This window comes from Paenibacillus sp. FSL M7-1455 (genome assembly GCF_038004655.1).
Classification (GTDB): domain Bacteria; phylum Bacillota; class Bacilli; order Paenibacillales; family Paenibacillaceae; genus Paenibacillus_AQ; species Paenibacillus_AQ cookii.
Genome location: NZ_JBBORO010000001.1, coordinates 4,906,302 through 4,923,538, shown reverse-complemented (window position 1 = coordinate 4,923,538; position 17,237 = coordinate 4,906,302). Strand labels below are relative to the sequence as shown.

12 protein-coding genes are annotated in these 17,237 nt (G+C 54.3%); 11 read left to right on the top strand and 1 reads right to left on the bottom strand.

Annotated features, from left to right (window positions below; all coding sequences use genetic code 11):
* The 3 genes from NYE48_RS22610 to mazF all read left to right on the top strand — a co-directional run bounded on the left by NYE48_RS22610 (position 1) and on the right by mazF (position 3,894).
* A complete protein-coding gene (locus tag NYE48_RS22610; RefSeq protein ID WP_341000029.1) occupies positions 1-3,246 on the top strand; it encodes a chromosome segregation protein SMC in 3,246 nt (1,081 codons plus the stop codon).
* A gap of 82 nt (positions 3,247-3,328) precedes the next feature.
* Positions 3,329-3,559 (top strand): AbrB/MazE/SpoVT family DNA-binding domain-containing protein, encoded by a 231-nt coding sequence (locus NYE48_RS22605; RefSeq protein ID WP_341000028.1) that lies wholly within the window; start codon positions 3,329-3,331, stop codon positions 3,557-3,559.
* Complete coding sequence (mazF, locus tag NYE48_RS22600) at positions 3,553-3,894, top strand: endoribonuclease MazF (RefSeq protein WP_341000027.1); 342 nt, start codon at positions 3,553-3,555, stop codon at positions 3,892-3,894. The genes NYE48_RS22605 and mazF overlap by 7 nt, the downstream gene beginning before the upstream one ends.
* A 151-nt stretch (positions 3,895-4,045) precedes the next feature.
* Here mazF and NYE48_RS22595 read toward each other — a convergent pair whose 3' ends face one another.
* Positions 4,046-4,660 (bottom strand): phosphotransferase family protein, encoded by a 615-nt coding sequence (locus tag NYE48_RS22595; protein WP_341000026.1) that lies wholly within the window; start codon positions 4,658-4,660, stop codon positions 4,046-4,048.
* Positions 4,661-5,452: 792 nt separating this feature from the next.
* Between NYE48_RS22595 and NYE48_RS22590 the strand changes: the two genes are divergently transcribed.
* The 8 genes from NYE48_RS22590 (at position 5,453) to NYE48_RS22555 (ending at position 17,188) form a co-directional block, all read left to right on the top strand.
* Entirely contained in the window at positions 5,453-7,201 is a 1,749-nt protein-coding gene (locus tag NYE48_RS22590; RefSeq protein WP_341000025.1) for a protoglobin domain-containing protein, read from the top strand.
* A gap of 345 nt (positions 7,202-7,546) precedes the next feature.
* Positions 7,547-8,473: an ABC transporter permease gene (locus NYE48_RS22585; RefSeq protein ID WP_341000713.1), complete on the top strand. Its 927-nt coding sequence runs from the start codon at positions 7,547-7,549 to the stop codon at positions 8,471-8,473.
* A 39-nt stretch (positions 8,474-8,512) separates the two neighbouring features.
* Positions 8,513-9,394 (top strand): carbohydrate ABC transporter permease, encoded by an 882-nt coding sequence (locus tag NYE48_RS22580; protein ID WP_341000024.1) that lies wholly within the window; start codon positions 8,513-8,515, stop codon positions 9,392-9,394.
* 120 nt (positions 9,395-9,514) lie between these two features.
* On the top strand, positions 9,515-11,092 hold the full coding sequence (locus tag NYE48_RS22575) for an extracellular solute-binding protein (RefSeq protein ID WP_341000023.1): 1,578 nt from the start codon (positions 9,515-9,517) through the stop codon (positions 11,090-11,092).
* A 96-nt stretch (positions 11,093-11,188) separates the two neighbouring features.
* The gene (locus tag NYE48_RS22570; RefSeq protein WP_212950952.1) at positions 11,189-12,232 is read left to right on the top strand and encodes a response regulator; all 1,044 of its coding nucleotides are present in this window, start codon (positions 11,189-11,191) and stop codon (positions 12,230-12,232) included.
* Positions 12,232-14,079 (top strand): cache domain-containing sensor histidine kinase, encoded by a 1,848-nt coding sequence (locus tag NYE48_RS22565; protein WP_341000712.1) that lies wholly within the window; start codon positions 12,232-12,234, stop codon positions 14,077-14,079. The genes NYE48_RS22570 and NYE48_RS22565 overlap by 1 nt, the downstream gene beginning before the upstream one ends.
* Positions 14,076-14,840, top strand: coding sequence for an SDR family NAD(P)-dependent oxidoreductase (locus NYE48_RS22560; RefSeq protein ID WP_341000022.1), 765 nt, complete (start codon positions 14,076-14,078; stop codon positions 14,838-14,840). Before NYE48_RS22565 ends, NYE48_RS22560 begins: the two co-directional genes overlap by 4 nt.
* Positions 14,841-14,869: 29 nt before the next feature.
* Entirely contained in the window at positions 14,870-17,188 is a 2,319-nt protein-coding gene (locus tag NYE48_RS22555) for a DUF4962 domain-containing protein (RefSeq protein ID WP_341000021.1), read from the top strand.
* The last annotated feature ends 49 nt before the right edge of the window (positions 17,189-17,237 follow it).

The following is a 17,237-nucleotide window of genomic DNA, read 5'->3' as shown; positions in this document are numbered from 1 at the left end:
ATGATTCCATGGAAGCTAACCTTTTCAGGCATTCGAGATTATGATCCTGCTTATCTGGATTTGTCCGGTCATACGGATCATATTATGGTCACCGGTCCCAATGGAGCAGGAAAATCGACGATTACGTACTGTATGGGTGCTGTCCTCTACTCCTCTAAAGTAGAAGTTGAAGGGCTGAAATCACGAAATTTACCTCCCGATGAAACTTGGAGAGCACGTATTGCGCTGCTGTTTTTGAATGAAGGATCGATGAAAATCGACGCTCCGCGCTATATCGAATTTACGCTGCTGATCAAACAGGAGCCCGGTGAGCCGATCAAGAAGGAATTTATTATCGAAGCAGGTGATGAACAAGATCATTATACAGATAGAAAGCATTATACTTCAGGAGATCGGGAAAACAGCTTTACCAAGTATAAAAGAGACTTGCAATATGTCTATAGAATTGACCCTGACCTGTTTTATTTAATCTGGTACCAGCAGGAAGTAAACCAATTTGCGACGATGTCGCCGGAAGAACGATTCCGTATTTTTAGCGAAATGCATGGCATTACGGATGCGCAGAGAAATTGGGAAGAAAGCATGGTCAAGTTGAAGGAAACACGGGAATCATTGTCTATGGCACAGACGAGACTGGCCGGTACGAAGCAAAATTTAAAGATTATGAAGTCTGAACTGGATCGATATGAGCTAAACCGCAAAAGGCTTCGAGATGGCGGAATACTGCGCTCCGTATCGCTGCTTCGTCTTGAGAAATATTTCAAGCAGGAAAGGGCTATGTATCTCGGACAGGCAGAGCAGCTGTTAATAGACCAAGAGGAACAACTGGAAAAAGAGAATGTATTGATCGAAGAAAAACAGAATCTTGATGCTCAGCGGATCCGATGTGATGAAGATAAGGAGCGTGTTGCCGGAGAGATCTCTGATCTCGAACAGAAGCTTCAGAACTTGCAAGAGGACAAGGATGTGCTTAAGACAGAGATTGCTGGACTGAAGCAGGAGCTTGCCATGCTCGAGGAAGAAAGAAAGTATATTCAGCGAACAGAAGCTCAGGTGAGTAAAGGGCTGGAGGACGTTTATAGAAGATTGGCTGAACTGACAGAGCAGGAACAAAGCAACACGGAACTAGTTTCACAAGTCGGGCTAAGCCTTACCGACCTTCGGAACAGATCAAGCGAGCTTAAGGCGGCTCTTGAACAGGATGAGAAGGAAGAATCCTTGCACCGTGATATTTTAAGTCAGCATTCTTCCAGTCATGAGGTACAGCTTGAAATGAATCGACTCGAGGAGAAGATCAGGACAGGCAGAAACCACGGTTATGACCTTGATCGGGAATTGAAAGTGCTGGAGAGGGAATTAGAAAACTTGCGGATGGATCGGAATATCTCGGTCAGGCAGCAAGCATCGCTTCAATATTTTCAGAGGCTGGGCAGAAAGGCGTATACGCTGAGTGACTTGATTGAACTGGATGAGGCGGCACATCCAAAGTATGAGGATTCATTTAATACGATCAAATATACGATTTTTTTCGGCGGAAGCGTTGACGGGATCAAACCTCCGAACGACTTGTATCATGTCTCTTTGCATTCGGTTGTTCCAGATCGCTCGGTTACTGTTTTGCCGGCGCTTCATCTCAAGGTAAAACGTGATTTGTCTGAGGAGATGACGAATGACGCCAGCAAGGCGCTCTGGTGGGTAGAACAGTTCTTTCTGCAGAATTCGGTCCGAATCGAGGAGGAAGTGCTTCGGGATGCCGCCGGACTTCGGGGGAACCAGGAGCAGCCGCGGTATATTCTAAGTGCACGAGCACTTGAGGTTCGTAAAAAACAAGTCGAGTCCAATATAACCAAACTTTCCACAGAACTGGAACAGATCTATCAGTTGGTCGAGGAAGATACACAGAAAAGTCAGATTCTGGGGGGGATCATTCAGCAGGTTCGTATGGCTGAAGCTTTTATGACGAGACAACACGAGCGAATGCAGCGTCAGGAACAGTTAAAGCTGATGACTCTAAAGTTGTCCAAGTTGGAAGAAGAGCAGAATCATTTATCGCAACTGTTTCGGAAATTGGTGCGAGTCCGGGCCAAGCTTGAAAATGAGCAGGAAAGTTTAGAACGAGAAGCGGCATTTTATGAGAAGCTAGGTGCGCAGAGGGAACAATTTGAGCAGCTGCATGACAAAGAAGCCCAGCTTCAGTCATTGGAAAGTGAAACGCAGGAGAAAGAAGATGAATTACAGACATTAGAAGACCGTTTGGAGCAACTGGAGAAGAAAGGAAGAAAGCTGGACCGGGAGATTGGCGATGTAGGGCATCGACTGCAGCTTACGAAGCAGCTGGTGAATCAACTTCACAATCAACACCACAAAGCGGAAGAAGGAAAGCAGAACGCGGAATCAGAAATGACGGTACTCGCTAGGAAGATTGAAGACATGAAGGGAATAGTGCCTGAAATCTTTAACGAGGCTAAACAAATTTATGCGGAGAAATATGCCAAGGAAGAGAAACCGGCAATTAGGGCGCTTCGGACAGATGCGGAAAAAGGGGAAGTTACCTTTGAAGAAGCAAGAAAAGAAGAAGTAGATCCTGCGGCTCCTGAAAATTACCGAATTGCCAAGGAAAACTATGAGCAACTGGAGGATGAATATAAGCGGACCAAAATTCTGCTGGAGGCGGATGAGCAGCGGACGGTCGAATTGCAGGATCTTTTGGAAACAACGATTAGCATGCGCGTAAGCGAAATTCAGCAAAAATTCAGGTCCTATATGTCTTTGTTTCAATTTGAGGGCCAGGTAGACTGGGATTCTCATGAGGACAAGCAGGGAAGAACTCACTTCCATTTGTATATTAGAGCTCGAAAAGAAGGACACCGGGGCAAGCTGGAGGATGTGAGCATCAAAGCGCGCGGCGGAAGGGTAGGTAAAGGTGTATCCGGAGGAGAGGAATCGCTGAGTTCCTTGCTGTTTGCGCTCTCCCTTTTGCAGAATTTACAGTCGAGTCCCGGATTTATCGTGCTTGACGAATTTGACAGCGCACTGGATGAGCAGCGCAAAAATATGGTCTTTGACCTTTATGTTCGCGAACTTAAACGAAAAATGATCATCCTAACTCCTAAATCGCATGAGCCAAGCTATTTCGAGCGATTTAACAAGGCTTATGTCGTGTATCATAATCCGCTAATTCCACAGAGTCAGGTCATTGGATTGAAAAAGAAGGAGCAAACGAACCTTCAAGTGGGAAACGCATAACTCATAAAGGCAAGGGACCAAAATTTGACTTTTAGCCATATTGGGTATATACTTTGTATATACATTTTCAGGGGGCGGTTCCATGTTTCATGTGCAAAAGTGGGGCAATAGTCTAGGCATTCGCATCCCGAAATCCCTTGCTTTGAAGGTTGGGCTGGAGGAAGGGTCGGAGATCGATCTTGATGTGGAAAACGGCCACTTGGTTATCAAGCCGAAGTCCACTACACTGGAGGAGCTTCTTACTCAAGTTACACCTGAGAACCTTCATGAAGAGGTGTCAACAGGCGAGCCGGAAGGTCGGGAAGCATGGTAAAAACCGAATATATACCGGATCGCGGCGACTTGGTTTGGTTGCAGTTCAACCCGCAGGCGGGGCATGAACAGGCAGGCAGGCGTCCGGCACTAGTGGTTTCTCCTGCAGCTTATAATGGAAAGGTTGGACTTTCCTTGTTATGTCCGATAACCTCAAGGAGAAAAAGCTACCCCTTTGAAGTTATTATTCCGCAAGATTTGCCGATTGATGGAGTAATCCTTGCCGATCAGGTTAGGAGCCTTGACTGGCAGTCCCGTCAAGCGATGTTCATCTGCAAAGTTCCGCCCAAAATCCTCTCCGAAGTTATTTCAAAGCTGAGCTTGCTAATCCTCTGACAAAATAATGCTTCCGAGACCTTGGGCAAGACCCCATTTAGTGGACAACGAAAAAAACTCCAGGATACAAGCTGGCTTCGGTATTCTACCGGCGTCAGCTTGTTTATGATCGTGCTGCTCGTCATGCTGGACCGGGGACTGGACGAGTGGTTCAAGCCGATTCTCCCCGAGGAAGCCGCCCCATTTTTCTGTGAATATTTGACGGACAAGGAATACCGGAAGCTAACCCCGCCCACGCATCCATAAACTCCACCGCCTTTACCCGCTCCTGCCACGTCCGGTCTATTGTACGCAGCATTTGCCGGCTGCCGGCGCGGGAAGGGAAACGGAAAGCGGACCAAACTTCGAGCGGGAGCGCATAAAGGGCGGCGATGGTTTTTCGTGCAGCCTTGCCTAATGGCCGGTGTTGTTCGTACCCTGTCAGAAACGATTGGATGAACTCGGGATTGAACTGGGTCGTGTTTTGGATCGCCTTGGCCGTATCGATAAAGGCCGAGCCCAGCCGAATCCGGTCCCAGTCGATGAGAAAGAGACGCCCGTCGCCGGAAAGGATGACATTCGGCATCGTGACGTCGTTGTGAACGAATGAGGGACGAGCGGCTTCGTTCTTGATGAGCCGGAGCGTCCCCGGGGTGGCGAGCTCGCTCCATGCCCGTTCCGAAAGCGATGTGCAGGCTTTGCCGTACGTTTCGATCCATCTTCGGTATCTCCCTTTTTGATGCAAACGCGCCGTCGTTTTGCGGAAAAAGGAATCCTTTGTTTCCATAACCGAATTTGTTCAAGGGCGGGAGCCCGTTTGAGACCGGCCTTTCCCGGGGGGATGGCATGAAGCGCGGCTAAAGCCTGCCCGAGCTGCTCAAAGTCCTGCGCCGTTTGCATGGGATGCCCTTCGATCCATGCCGTGACGTAGAAAGGCCTTCCCCGATCCAGAATCCACAGCTTGCCTGAATTCGCGGCATCGGCGCCGAGGAAATCATGTTCAATCCGAATTGGCGGGCGATGCCGCGAATTTGCGAGCGTGGATATGGAGCGGGCATGGAAAGCACTCCCTTCAGCGATCACGGCCATGCTGCCCCGAGGAGCGACGATGGACGTTCGATCCTATCCTATTCGTCCCAACAGGGAGTGTATGGATGCACGCCCGTAACTCTTCCCATGAACAGCCCATTTTTCATGCAATCATCCGCAAAGGGGATATGGCGGCAAGTCAAGCGTTCACATCCGCTTTTTAATATTTTTCGAAAGCACCTTTTAAAGGCGAAGCAGGAACCCAAGCATCAGTTCATCCGGCACGCTTCTTAAGGGGTGCATTTTTTGTGTTCATGAAATTTACGCTTCTGTTCATATCCAGTTCTTAACCAGATTTGCCGATAAATAAGAAAGCAGGAATCGTAAACGGTTTCGAGATGGGCGCATTGTCTCGGCAACCAGTTCCTACGCAAGCCGGCGGCAGCCTTCTACAATGCCGGAAAGCGGCGTCAGGGATAAATCGAGAGAGGTTAATAGGCTGCAGCGCTGGCATGATCAACAAGAACCAAACACATCAGGAGGGGATCAGATGTTTTTTCAAAAGAAGAGTCGGAGCGATGATGACGGACCCTTGCAGGCTTCGACGGACGTTGCGGCGGCGGGCCATTTGAAGCATAAGCTGGAATTTTTGCAAATTCATCAGGCTGACTTGGAGAACGTGCGCCGGTTAACGGCGCTGATCGATGCGCACGCGGAGCGGATTACCCATCGGCATTACGAGATTTTGGCGCAGGTTCGGGAGATGCGGGATATCATCGAAGAACACAGTACCCGGGAGCGCCTGACCGGCACGTTTATCGCTTATCTGAAATCCATTCCGCGCGTGGAGCTGGACGAGTCCTATTTTGAGTCGCGGATGCGGATCGGGCATATCCACAGCCGTATCAAGCTTGCGCCGGAGTGGTTCATCGGGGCGTTCACCCGGATTTATGAGGAGCTTGTTCCGCTCATTTTAGAGGAATTCCCGAATCGGCACAAAGCGGCGGCGATCATCACGTCGCTGAACCGAATCATCACGCTGGACACGCAGCTGGTGCTGGAAGCGTACGATGAAGCACATCATTACCAGGTGATCGAAACGAACAGCCAAATCGTCGAAACGTTGATCGAAATGGACAAAATCAAACCGCTCCTCGATTCGGTCGCGCAATCGTTGGAGGAGACGAACAACGTTAGTACGGGGGCGCAGCAGCTGTCCGCGTCGGTTCAGGAAGTGGCCGAACACGCGGCGCGCATGGCGGCGAGCAGCAACGGGATGCTGGAGCAGGCACAGCAGGGACAGGAGGTGATCGCCTCGGCGCTGAACGGATTTCTGGCGATCACCGAACGCTTTGCCGACACCCGCAGTTGTTTCGAAGAACTGCATGAGACGGTGCAAAACGTGACTCAGGTCGTCGGTCTCATCCGCGAGGTGGCGGAGCAAACGAATCTGCTGGCCTTGAATGCATCCATTGAAGCGGCGAGAGCCGGGGAGGACGGCAAAGGTTTCGCCGTCGTCGCAAGCGAGGTGCGGAAGCTGGCCGAACAGACGAAGGGCTCGGTGGAGCAGGTGACAAGCAGCATCGCCCGGATGGATCAGACGACGTTCGACGTCCGGCGCCAAACCGAAGAGATGGAGCAGGACATCTTCGGGCACATAAACCGCGCCCAGGAAGCGATCGGCAGTCTGGGCCACATGATGCAGCTGATCAAAGGGATCGGCGAGTCCACCTCCGGCATCGCGGCGGTCGTACAGGAGCAAGCCGCGGCAACGAAGGACATATCGGCGCGCACGGCGGTCATGCTGGAGCATCAGGAACGGATTCAGCAGCATGCGCTGGCGACCGGCAAAGACATTTACGAAGCGAGCAAAAAAGTAAACGGGCTGCGGCTGCAAACTCTCGGGCTGTTTCCGCGCCTGAGCGAAGAGCAGACCCTTCGCACCGTGAAAACCGACCATCTGCTGTGGCGCTGGTGGGTATACAACAGCCTGCTCGGTTTTCATCGGCTCGACCTCGAAGCCGCGGGGGACCATCACGCATGCCGGTTGGGCAAGTGGTACGATGAACGCCGAACAAGCGAGGCCCTCGCCAAGCTGCCGTCCTTTCAGGCGCTCGATGAACCGCATGCGCGAATCCACCGGCTGGCGAAGGAGGCCGCCCGGTTGATGGACGGCAAGACCGCGGCCTCCGAGTCCTACAACGTGCTGAAACCGATTGAAGAAGCATCGCGCGAGGTGCTGGGGCATTTGGACGAACTCCGCCAGGAGCTGTTTGGCCGCAAACGCAAGCAAGCCTGAGATTTTTCTCCAAGGCAGTTCGCGCTTTGAACGAATCCCTATAAGGAACATGCAACCGCCTCTTCTCCACCCCAGGAGATGAGGCTTTTTTATGCCCGCGAGCGGCACCCGGCCGTTTCATTCTCCAAGCAACGCCTCCTTCCGATCCATCCCTTTTTTCCACCTTAAAAAATCACCAGCCCACAAAGAATCCAGCCATGGAGCATCCCGCCTTCCGCCGTTAGTATGAAAGTAGAGGATTTGGCAAAATCCGAAAACTTTTGAGTTTCTAACCTATTCCCATACGGCAGAAGGAGGATCGATATGTCAATGAAACCCGAAGCGGCCGAGGCGCTGCCCCCGGGCATGGGGCGTAGACGCGCCAAGAGCGGCGGCATCGCCCAGCTGATGTGGAAGTATAAGGCGCTGTACATCATTTCGCTTCCCGGCATTTTGTATTTTCTCATTTTCAAGTACATCCCGCTTGGCGGCTCGATCATCGCGTTTCAGGACTACAACATTTTTAAAGGGTTTACCGGCAGCGAGTGGGTAGGCTTTGCGCATTTCAAGACGATGTTCGAACATTACGACTTTTTGCGGATTTTGAAAAACACGGTGCTGATCGGGCTGTACGACCTCGTCATCGCGTTTCCGGCGCCGATCATTTTGGCCATTTTGCTCAATGAACTGCGGCTTGTCATTTTCAAAAGAGTGGTCCAAACCGTCGTGTACATGCCCCACTTCCTGTCCTGGGTCGTCATCGCCGGCATGTCCGTCGCCATTTTGTCTCCGACTACGGGCATTCTCAACCAACTGCTCGGGCTGTTCGGCATCGATCCGCTGTATTTTTTAGGCGATAACCATTACATCCGCAGCGTGCTGGTCGGCTCGGGCATTTGGCGCGATACGGGGTACGGCACGATTTTGTATCTGGCGGCATTGGCGGGGATCAACCCGGAGCTGTACGAGGCGGCGGAAATCGACGGGGCGAACCGCTGGAAGCAGACGCTGAAAATCACGCTCCCGGCGCTGCTCCCGACCATCATGATTTTGTTCCTGCTGCATATCGGCAAGTTCCTGGATTTCGGGTTTGAACGGGTATGGGTGTTCCTCAACGCGCTGAACACGGAAAACGGCGAAATTTTGGATACGTACATTTACCGGGCAGGCCTGTTGTCCCAGCAGTACAGCTACACGACGGCGGTCGGGCTGTTCAAGTCCGTGGTCGGCCTGGTGCTCGTGATGGCAGGGAACTTCTTCAGCAAAAAGACGACGGGCGAAAGCCTGTATTAGAGGATTTTACACAACATCCGATGAAGAGGAGGAGGACCCATGAACCGGAAAATGTCCGGCGGCTACAAAACGTTTAACGCGTTTAATATTTTGTTTTTGTCGATACTCGGGCTGGTCATGTTCCTGCCGTTCCTGAACGTGATCGCGCAGTCCTTCAGCTCCTCGGCGGCGATTACGTCGGGAAAAGTGACCTTTTGGCCGATCGAATTCACGCTGATCAACTACGAGTACGTGTTCAGCGACGCGTCCATTTGGCGTTCCTTTGCCGTCTCGGTGTTCATCACGGCGGCCGGGACGCTGGTCAATCTGGTCGCCACGGCAACGCTCGCTTATCCGGTATCGCGGCAGGAATACGTGGGCAGGCGGATCGTCGTGCTGCTGGTGCTGGTGACGATGATTTTCAGCGCGCCGCTCATTCCGAACTTCATTTTGATCAAAAACCTGCACCTGATGAACACGCCATGGGCGCTGATTCTGCCGGGAGCGATCAGTGCGTTCAACTTTTTCGTGATGCATTCGTTTTTCAAGCAGCTTCCGGCCGAGGTGATCGATTCCGCGCGCATCGACGGATGCGGCGAATTGAGAATCATGACGAGCATGGTCGTGCCGTTGTCCAAGCCGGTGATGGCGTCGCTCGGCATTTTTTACGCGGTAGGGCATTGGAACGCCTACATGAGCGCGCTGTATTACATCGATCAGCCGAAATGGTGGCCGCTGCAGGTGAAGCTGAAAAAAATGTTCGAAACGGACGATATCAGTATTGACCCCGGCGCCTCGCAGTTCAGCGATTTGGCGTTTACGTCCCCGGAAGGCATCAAAATGGCGACGATCATCATCGCGACGCTGCCGATCATTTTAATTTACCCGTTTTTGCAAAGGCATTTCGTGAAAGGGCTTACGCTCGGAGCGGTCAAATCTTAAAAAATGCCCAGCGCACATGAAGTTGCTCCCTCACGGTTGCTGGGGCTTTAACGATACAATCTGGCTAGCGAAAATCATCCATGACCTGCAAACATCATTTTTTTGAGAAGAGGGGATAACATGAAAAAATGGGCAAGCTTGCTGCTGGCGGGCGTTATGGCTGCAGGGCTGCTGGCAGGATGCTCGGGTAAACAGGAGACGTCCGGCGGGCAGGGGGAAAGCAAGGAAGAAACGAAGCAGGCGGCAGCGGATGAGGTCACGAAGTTTTCGATTTCCTTGCGGACGCTCAACTTCGGACATGTCGAGAAATCGCCCGATATCAACCAGGACAAATGGGTGAAACGGCTCGAAGAGCTGACCAAAACGGATTTGGATATCCGTCTCGTGCCTCACAAGGAATACGAGCAGAAAATGGCGCAAATGTTCGCGACGAACGACATTCCGGACGTGGTGCAGGGCCAGGGCGGCGTGACGGGAAAAGAAATGGCGGGTTCCGTGGAGGCCGGCGTGTTCATGCCGCTCGACGATTTGCTGAAGGAGCACGGGCAGAACCTTTTGAAGAAAATTCCAAAGGAAGCTTGGAATCGCATGACCTATCAAGGTAAAATTTATGGTATCCCGGAATGGCTGTCCAATCCTTCCCGCCGGGCGACGTGGATTCGCAAGGATTTGCTGGATCAGACGGGGCTGCCCGTGCCGAAGACGGTCGACGAGTATTTGAGCGTGCTGCGCGCCTTCAAAAAGCTCGGCGTGGAGAACCCGTACATGGGAAGGCAGGATTTCAAATATGCGGATACGTTTTTCGGCGCGTATGACGTATTCCCGTACTTAAGCCAGTTTGAAGAAGTGAACGGTGAAGTGCAGCCGAAGTTTTTTGATTCGGAAAACATGATGAAAGCGCTCTCCACGTATAAAACGATGTACGATGAAGGGCTGATCAATAAAGAGTTCGCGACGATCAATCCGACGACGTTCAAAAACACGATCCTGGCGGGCAAAGCCGGCATGTGGTCGATGAACGCCAACGAGCTGATCCAATGGGAAACCCAGCTGAAGGAGTCGGTGCCGAACGCGAAGCTGGAAATCATTCCGTCCCCGGTCGGACCCGACGGCAAAGGCGGATATTACTTGTACGGCGACGTCAACCGCTCCTACTTCATCAACGCCAAATACAAACATCCGGAGAAGGTCATTCAATTCCTTGACTGGATGGTGTCCGACGAAGCGGAGAAGTTCTTCACGTTCGGGGTGGAGGGCGAGAACTACACGATGAACGGCGACAAAATCGACTACAAGCAGCCGACCGATTCCCAGGGCGTCGACGAGGAGCGTTACCGCCAGTCGTTTTTGTGGCTCGTGCAGGATACGACCTATAACAAAGGTTCGCTCAGCCTGACGGAAGAAGGCCGCAACCTGATGAGCGTGTTCGATAACATTCTTGCGAATGAAGGCCGCGACGGCATGGAATTCGAGCCCAGATTGGAAGCGCTTAAAAAGAACCCGGACATTACGCCGCTGTCGGATACGCCGCCGCCGGTCCTCATCACGCATATGGTGAAAATGGTGTACGGACAGGAGCCGATCGAAAATTGGCCGAAGGTGATCGAGGAGTGGAAATCGAAAGGCGGCAAGGACGTGCTGGCCGAAGCAAACGAGCGGTTCCAGAAAAAAGAAGGCGTGTTCCTGCCGCGCAAATAAACCGGCTTCAGCCGGCAGCCTTTGGACGAAGCAGGTGTCTTAGCTAAACCCCGGCGTCTACCGGATGAACGAAATCGAAAGGAGCTGTTCCATCGGATGTATCGCATTCTCATTGTTGATGACGAACCCATGATTTTGAAAGGCCTGACCGTATTCATTCGGCAATCCGGGGTTCCGGTTTCATCCATCCGCGAGGCCGCCAACGGAGCGGAAGCGCTGGAGGCCGTCCGGGAAGAGCTCCCCGATTTCGTGTTCACGGATATCCGCATGCCCGTCATGGACGGTCTGGCGTTATGCGAAAAACTAGCCGAAATGGACGCTCCCGTGCAGACGGTCGTCATTTCGGGGTACGACGACTTTACGTATGCCCAGACCTGCATGAGCTACGGGGTGAGGGAGTACCTGCTGAAGCCGATCGGCAAAAGGCAGCTGCATGATACGCTGGGTCGGCTCGTGCAGCGCGCGTCCAAACTCGGACGCTCCGCCTATCTGTCCGTGGCCAAAATCGACGAATGGCTGGAACGCTTCGAGCAGGCGATTTATTACGTGGACCGGGCGCAGGCGCAGGAGCTGCTTCGTACATGGGGAGAAGAGATGGCGGCTTACGGGCTGTCTGATCTGCAAAAGACCGAAGTGCTGGAAGAGTTTTATGCGCTGCTGATGAAAAAGCTGAAGGCAAAGGATGTCCACATTCCGCTTGTGGAATGCCTGAATCTGGAGCGGGGGCTGTCGTTTGCGGATGCCTGGAAGCGGTTCGAGGACAGCGTCGGGCAGACGCTGGAAAACCTGCACCGGCGCAGAAAAGGCAAGCTGAAGGACCCGATCGAAGAGGCCAAGGCGTATATCGAACGCAACCTCGCCAGCGAGGTTTCGCTGGAGGAGGTGGCCGAACTGCTCGGGCTGCATCCGAATTATTTCAGCGTCATGTTCAAGCAGACGACCGGCGAAACGTTCGTCCAATACCGCACGAAACGGCGCATGGAATACGCCAAACGGATGCTCGGCGAAGAGCGGCACCGGATCACGGACATTTCTTACGCGGTTGGATACGCCGACCACTCCAACTTCACGAAAACCTTCAAAAAATACGAGGGCATCTCGCCCTCCGAATACCGGCAGAAGCTGGGGATCTCCTCTTGATGTTCGGCAAAAGCATATCGCACCGCATCTTCTTTTATTTTACGGTGCTTATCGTCATTTCGTTGTCGGTGGTCGGCGCCATCACGTACGTCCAATCCTCGAAGCTGCTGGATCGCCAGCTGGAACGGTATTTGTCGCAAATGATCGCGCATGCCGCGTACCATACGGACTTGTATTTGCAGACCTTTGACAATGCGAGCAAAACGATTTTGTCCGACCGCGACGTGCTCCAGTTCATGGAGATGGACCCGGGCAACAGCTTCCAGTATTACGAATTGTCCGAGCGGATTCAAAAAAAGTTCGATCAGGCGTTTATCATCTACCCGCAGATCGATTTGATTTATGTCATCAATCAGGACGGCAAAGCGATCACGACCAAAGACATCATTCAGGACGAAGTGAAGGATTACAAAGCGTATTATGAATTGATCGAAGGGCAAATCCCGAAGGACGGGCTCGGGGCGCTGATCAACTCGGCTTCGGTGGCCCCGGGAGACGCCCAGTACATTACGTTCATCCGCCGCGTGCGCGGGATCGTCTCCCACCAGCCCCGGGGCATTCTCGGGATGAAGCTGAACACGAAGGAAATCTCGAAGCTGTGGGGCCGGATGGATCTCGGGAAAAAGGGATATTCCTTCATCGTGGACGGACAGGGCCAATTCGTGGATCAGCCGGATCAGGTTGCCGCGGATGAATATATGAATGAAGAGATCAAGCGGCAGCTGCTGGCGGGAGACCGGGACACGTTTACGGCGAAGGTGAACGGCGAGCGGCGGATGTACGTGTCGCAGCGGCTGCATGCGGCCGATTGGCGGATGGTCATCTCGGTGCCGGTGTCCGAGCTGCGCGAGCCGATCATGAGCATCCGGTACACGACGGTGATCGCCGGCGCGTTTACGCTCATGATCGCGTTGTGGTTCGCCGGCCGGTTCGGCAATTCGCTCGTGCAGCCGCTGAAGAAGCTGGTGCGGAACATGCGCATGATGGATAAAGGCGAATGGAAAACGATCGACGATGACGGGCGCCAGGACGAATTCGGCTTTTTGATCCGCAGCTACAACATGATGCTGACGCGGTTATCCGAGATGATCGAGCGGGTGTACGAAGCCGAAATCCGTTCCAACAAAACGGAGCTGAATTTGCAGCGGATCGCGCTGGAGCAGCACAAAGCGGAGTTCCAAGCTTTGCAGCTGCAGATGAACCCGCATTTCCTGTACAACACGCTGGAGACGATCAAATGTTACGCCGTCGTCCAGGACTCGGAAGAAATCATGGAGATCGTCGAAGCGATGGCCCACATGCTGCGGTATGCGCTCCAGACGAATTTGGCGGAAATTACGGTCGTCAACGAATTGAAGCATGTGCTCAGCTATATGACGATCCTGAAATACCGGACGCAGCGCGAATTCGAGCTGGACGTGGCGATCCCGCCGGAGCTGCTGCTGCACAAAATGGTGCGCCTGACCTTGCAGCCGCTCATCGAGAACATGTTCCAGCATGCGTTCCCCGACGGCGTGCAGGATCACCACCGGATTCGCATCGGCGCGTTCATAGAGGAGGAACGTTTCCACGTCGTCGTGGAAGACAACGGGGCCGGCATGACGGCGGAACGGCTGCGTTCCGTGCGGGAGAAGCTGCGGCTGAACCGGCTGGCCGAATCCGATACGGGTTCGCTCTATCATAAAGGCGGACTTGGACTAATGAACGTGCACCGCCGCATTCAAATGGTGTACGGCGAAGCTTACGGGCTTGCGATCGACAGCGTCCCGGCCCAAGGGACGGTCATTACGATGTCGCTGCCGCTGGACGGCAACATGGCATGCATATACGAAGAGAGGGTGGGATGACAGTGGATTTGCACGGCAAAATCGCGCTTGTGACAGGGGCCAGCTCGGGAATCGGGCGGGAGATCGCGAAGACGCTGGCAGCAAGCGGCGCCGCGGTAGGAGTACATTACCGCAGCGGCCGGGAGCAGGCGGAAACATTGGTCGCGGAAATCGCGGAAGCCGGCGGCCAAGCGGCCGGGTTCGGTGCGGACGTGACCGATACAAGGCAGCTGGAGGCCATGGTTGAGGCCGTTCAGGCGGAGTTTGGCGGCCCGGTCGATATTTTGGTGAACAACGCGGGCCACTTGGTGAAACGCGTGCCGAACGTCGACATGACGGAGGAGCATTACGACCGGGTCATGGACGTGAACTTCAAGTCCTGCGTGTTCTTGAGCAAGCTGGTCATTCCCGGCATGATCCGCCGGGGCGGGAAAATCGTCAACGTGACGTCCGTCGCGGCGCATGACGGCGGCGGCCCGGGCGCATCGATTTATGCGGCGAGCAAGGCGGCGGTCATATCCTATTCGAAAGGGTTGGCTAAAGAACTGGCCGGACACCGCATCAACGTCAACTGCGTATCGCCGGGGTTTATCGGGCAGACGGCTTTTCATGCGACCTTCACTTCCGATGAAGGCCGGGCCGCGACCGTCGCCAAAATCCCGCTGGGGCGGGAAGGCACGCCGCAGGACGTGGCAAACGCGGTGTTGTTCCTGGCGTCGCCGTTATCGGGTTACCTGACCGGGGAGACGATCGAAGTGAACGGCGGATTGTTTATGCGTTAACGACGACATGGCACATGGAGGGGAAAAGCATGAATGCAGTAAATGCGTTGTTTCAGCCCGTAAGCGGGGAACTGACCGTTCAGTATGCGCCGCGGGAAGACACCGTGCTGTACGAGAATCCGCCGCGTTTCACATGGATTCCGGCCAAGCTGGAGGAGGACCGGTACGTCCTGGAGGTTTCGTCTTCCACGGACTTCCGGCAGGAAACGACGAGAAGATACGAGCCTATAGGGTACAACTTTTTCACGCCGGACGAGGCCTTGGAGCCGGGCGATTATTATTGGCGGTACGCGCTGCTTGAATCGGAAGGAGACGCGGCGGGAGGGCAATTCGAATGGAGCGTCGTGCGCGCCTTCCATGTACCGGCGGGACTGCCCGAGACGCCGCTGGCACCGGCGGCGGACCGTTACCGCCGGGTGCAGGGCGGCCACCCGAGGCTGTGGCTGCAGCCGGGCGAGATCGGCGCGTACCGCGGCAGCATCGCGGAGGATGCGGAAGGCACCGGGTGGCGCGCGTTTTACGAGCATTCCGTCAAGCCATGGCTGACGCGCGAGCTGATCGCGGAACCGCAGCCCTATCCGGGCCATCGCCGCACGGCCGCGTTATGGCGGGAAAGCTACCTGGCTTGCCAGGAAGTGCTGTACGCCATCCGGCATCTGAGCATCGCGGGCGTCGTGCTGCAGGATGCCGATGTGCTTGCCAAAGCGAAAGCGTGGCTGCTGCACGCCGCCTCCTGGGACCCGGAAGGGCCGACAAGCCGGGATTATAACGATGAAGCCGCGTTTCGGATCGCGGGGGCGCTTGCCTGGGGATATGACTGGCTGCACGATCAGCTGACCGAAAGCGAACGGGAGACGGTACGCGGGCGGCTGCTGCGCCGAACGGAGCAGGTGGCCGACCATGTGATCAAACGCTCCAAAATCCATCATATCCCGTACGACAGCCATGCGGTCCGTTCCTTGTCTTCGGTGCTTGTCCCCTGCTGCATCGCGTTGTTCGACGACGAGCCGCAAGCGAGGGCGTGGCTGGATTATACGGTCGAATATTATTACACGCTGTTTTCCCCCTGGGGCGGCGCCGACGGCGGCTGGGCAGAGGGCCCGCATTACTGGACGACGGGCATGGCTTATTTGACCGAAGCGCTGGACCTGCTGAAAAATTTCGCCGGAATCAACATGTTCGAGCGTCCTTTTTTCCGGCATACCGGCGATTTTCCGCTCTACTGCTACAGCCCGACGACATCGACCCGCACCTCGTTCGGCGACAACTCGACGCTCGGGGACGACATCATCAAAAAGGTCGGCTACAACATGCGCCAATACGCCGGGATTACGGGGAACGGCTGGTACCAGTGGTATTACGAGCAGCTGAAGGACCGGAATCCGGAAGCGGACCGGATGTTCTACAATTACGGCTGGTGGGATTTTCATTTCGACGATTTGCTTTATTACCGCAATTATCCCCGGGTTCAAGCCGTAGAGCCGTCCGACATCGAGCCGGTCAAATGGTTTCGGGACGTCGGCTGGGTAGCGATGCATCACCGGATGCACGACCCGCAGGAGCAGATTTCGTTGGTGGCCAAAAGCAGCCGTTACGGCTCGGTCAGCCACAGCCACGGGGACCAGGGTGCGTTCATGCTGCATGCTTACGGCGAACCGCTGGCGGTGGAAAGCGGCTATTACGTCGCGTTCAACAGCTCCATGCATTTAAATTGGCGCAGGCAGACGAGATCGAAAAACGCGATTTTGATCGACGGCCAAGGGCAGTTCGCCGACATGAACAAGGCGCTGAACATCGCGGCCAAAGGCGAAGTCGAAGACGCGCACCGGGGCAAGGATTACGCGTACGTCCGCATGAACCCGGCGCAGGCGTACCAGGAGCATGTCCCTTATTTGAAGCAATACAAACGGGAAATTTATTTCGTGCAAAATGCGTATTTCGTCGTCGTCGACGCCGTCGATCTGGAGCGGCCGGGCCGGGTGCAGTGGCTGTTCCACACGTTATACGAGATGGATTTGCGCGGGCAGTCGTTTCACGTCAACGGCAAACGGGCGCTGATGGAGGGGCGGTTTATCTTCAGCTCGTCGGGCGAGCTGGCGCTCAGCCAAACGAATGAATTTGCCGGCGTCGATCCGGCGGAAATCGAAGGGCTCGGCAAGCACTGGCATCTGACGGCCGAAACGAAGGAAGCGTCGTCGCACCGGATCGCCACGCTTTTATTGCCGAAACGTCTCGATGAGCGCGGCAAATACGTTTCATATTTTATGGACGACCAAGGGTTCAGCTATAACCTGTATTTGACCGATCAGGGCAAAACGCAAAAAATCGAAATCCCGAAGGCGTTTTAGACGGCTCCCGCGAAGGGACGGCCGCGTCCGATTTGCCGCGAGCAAACTT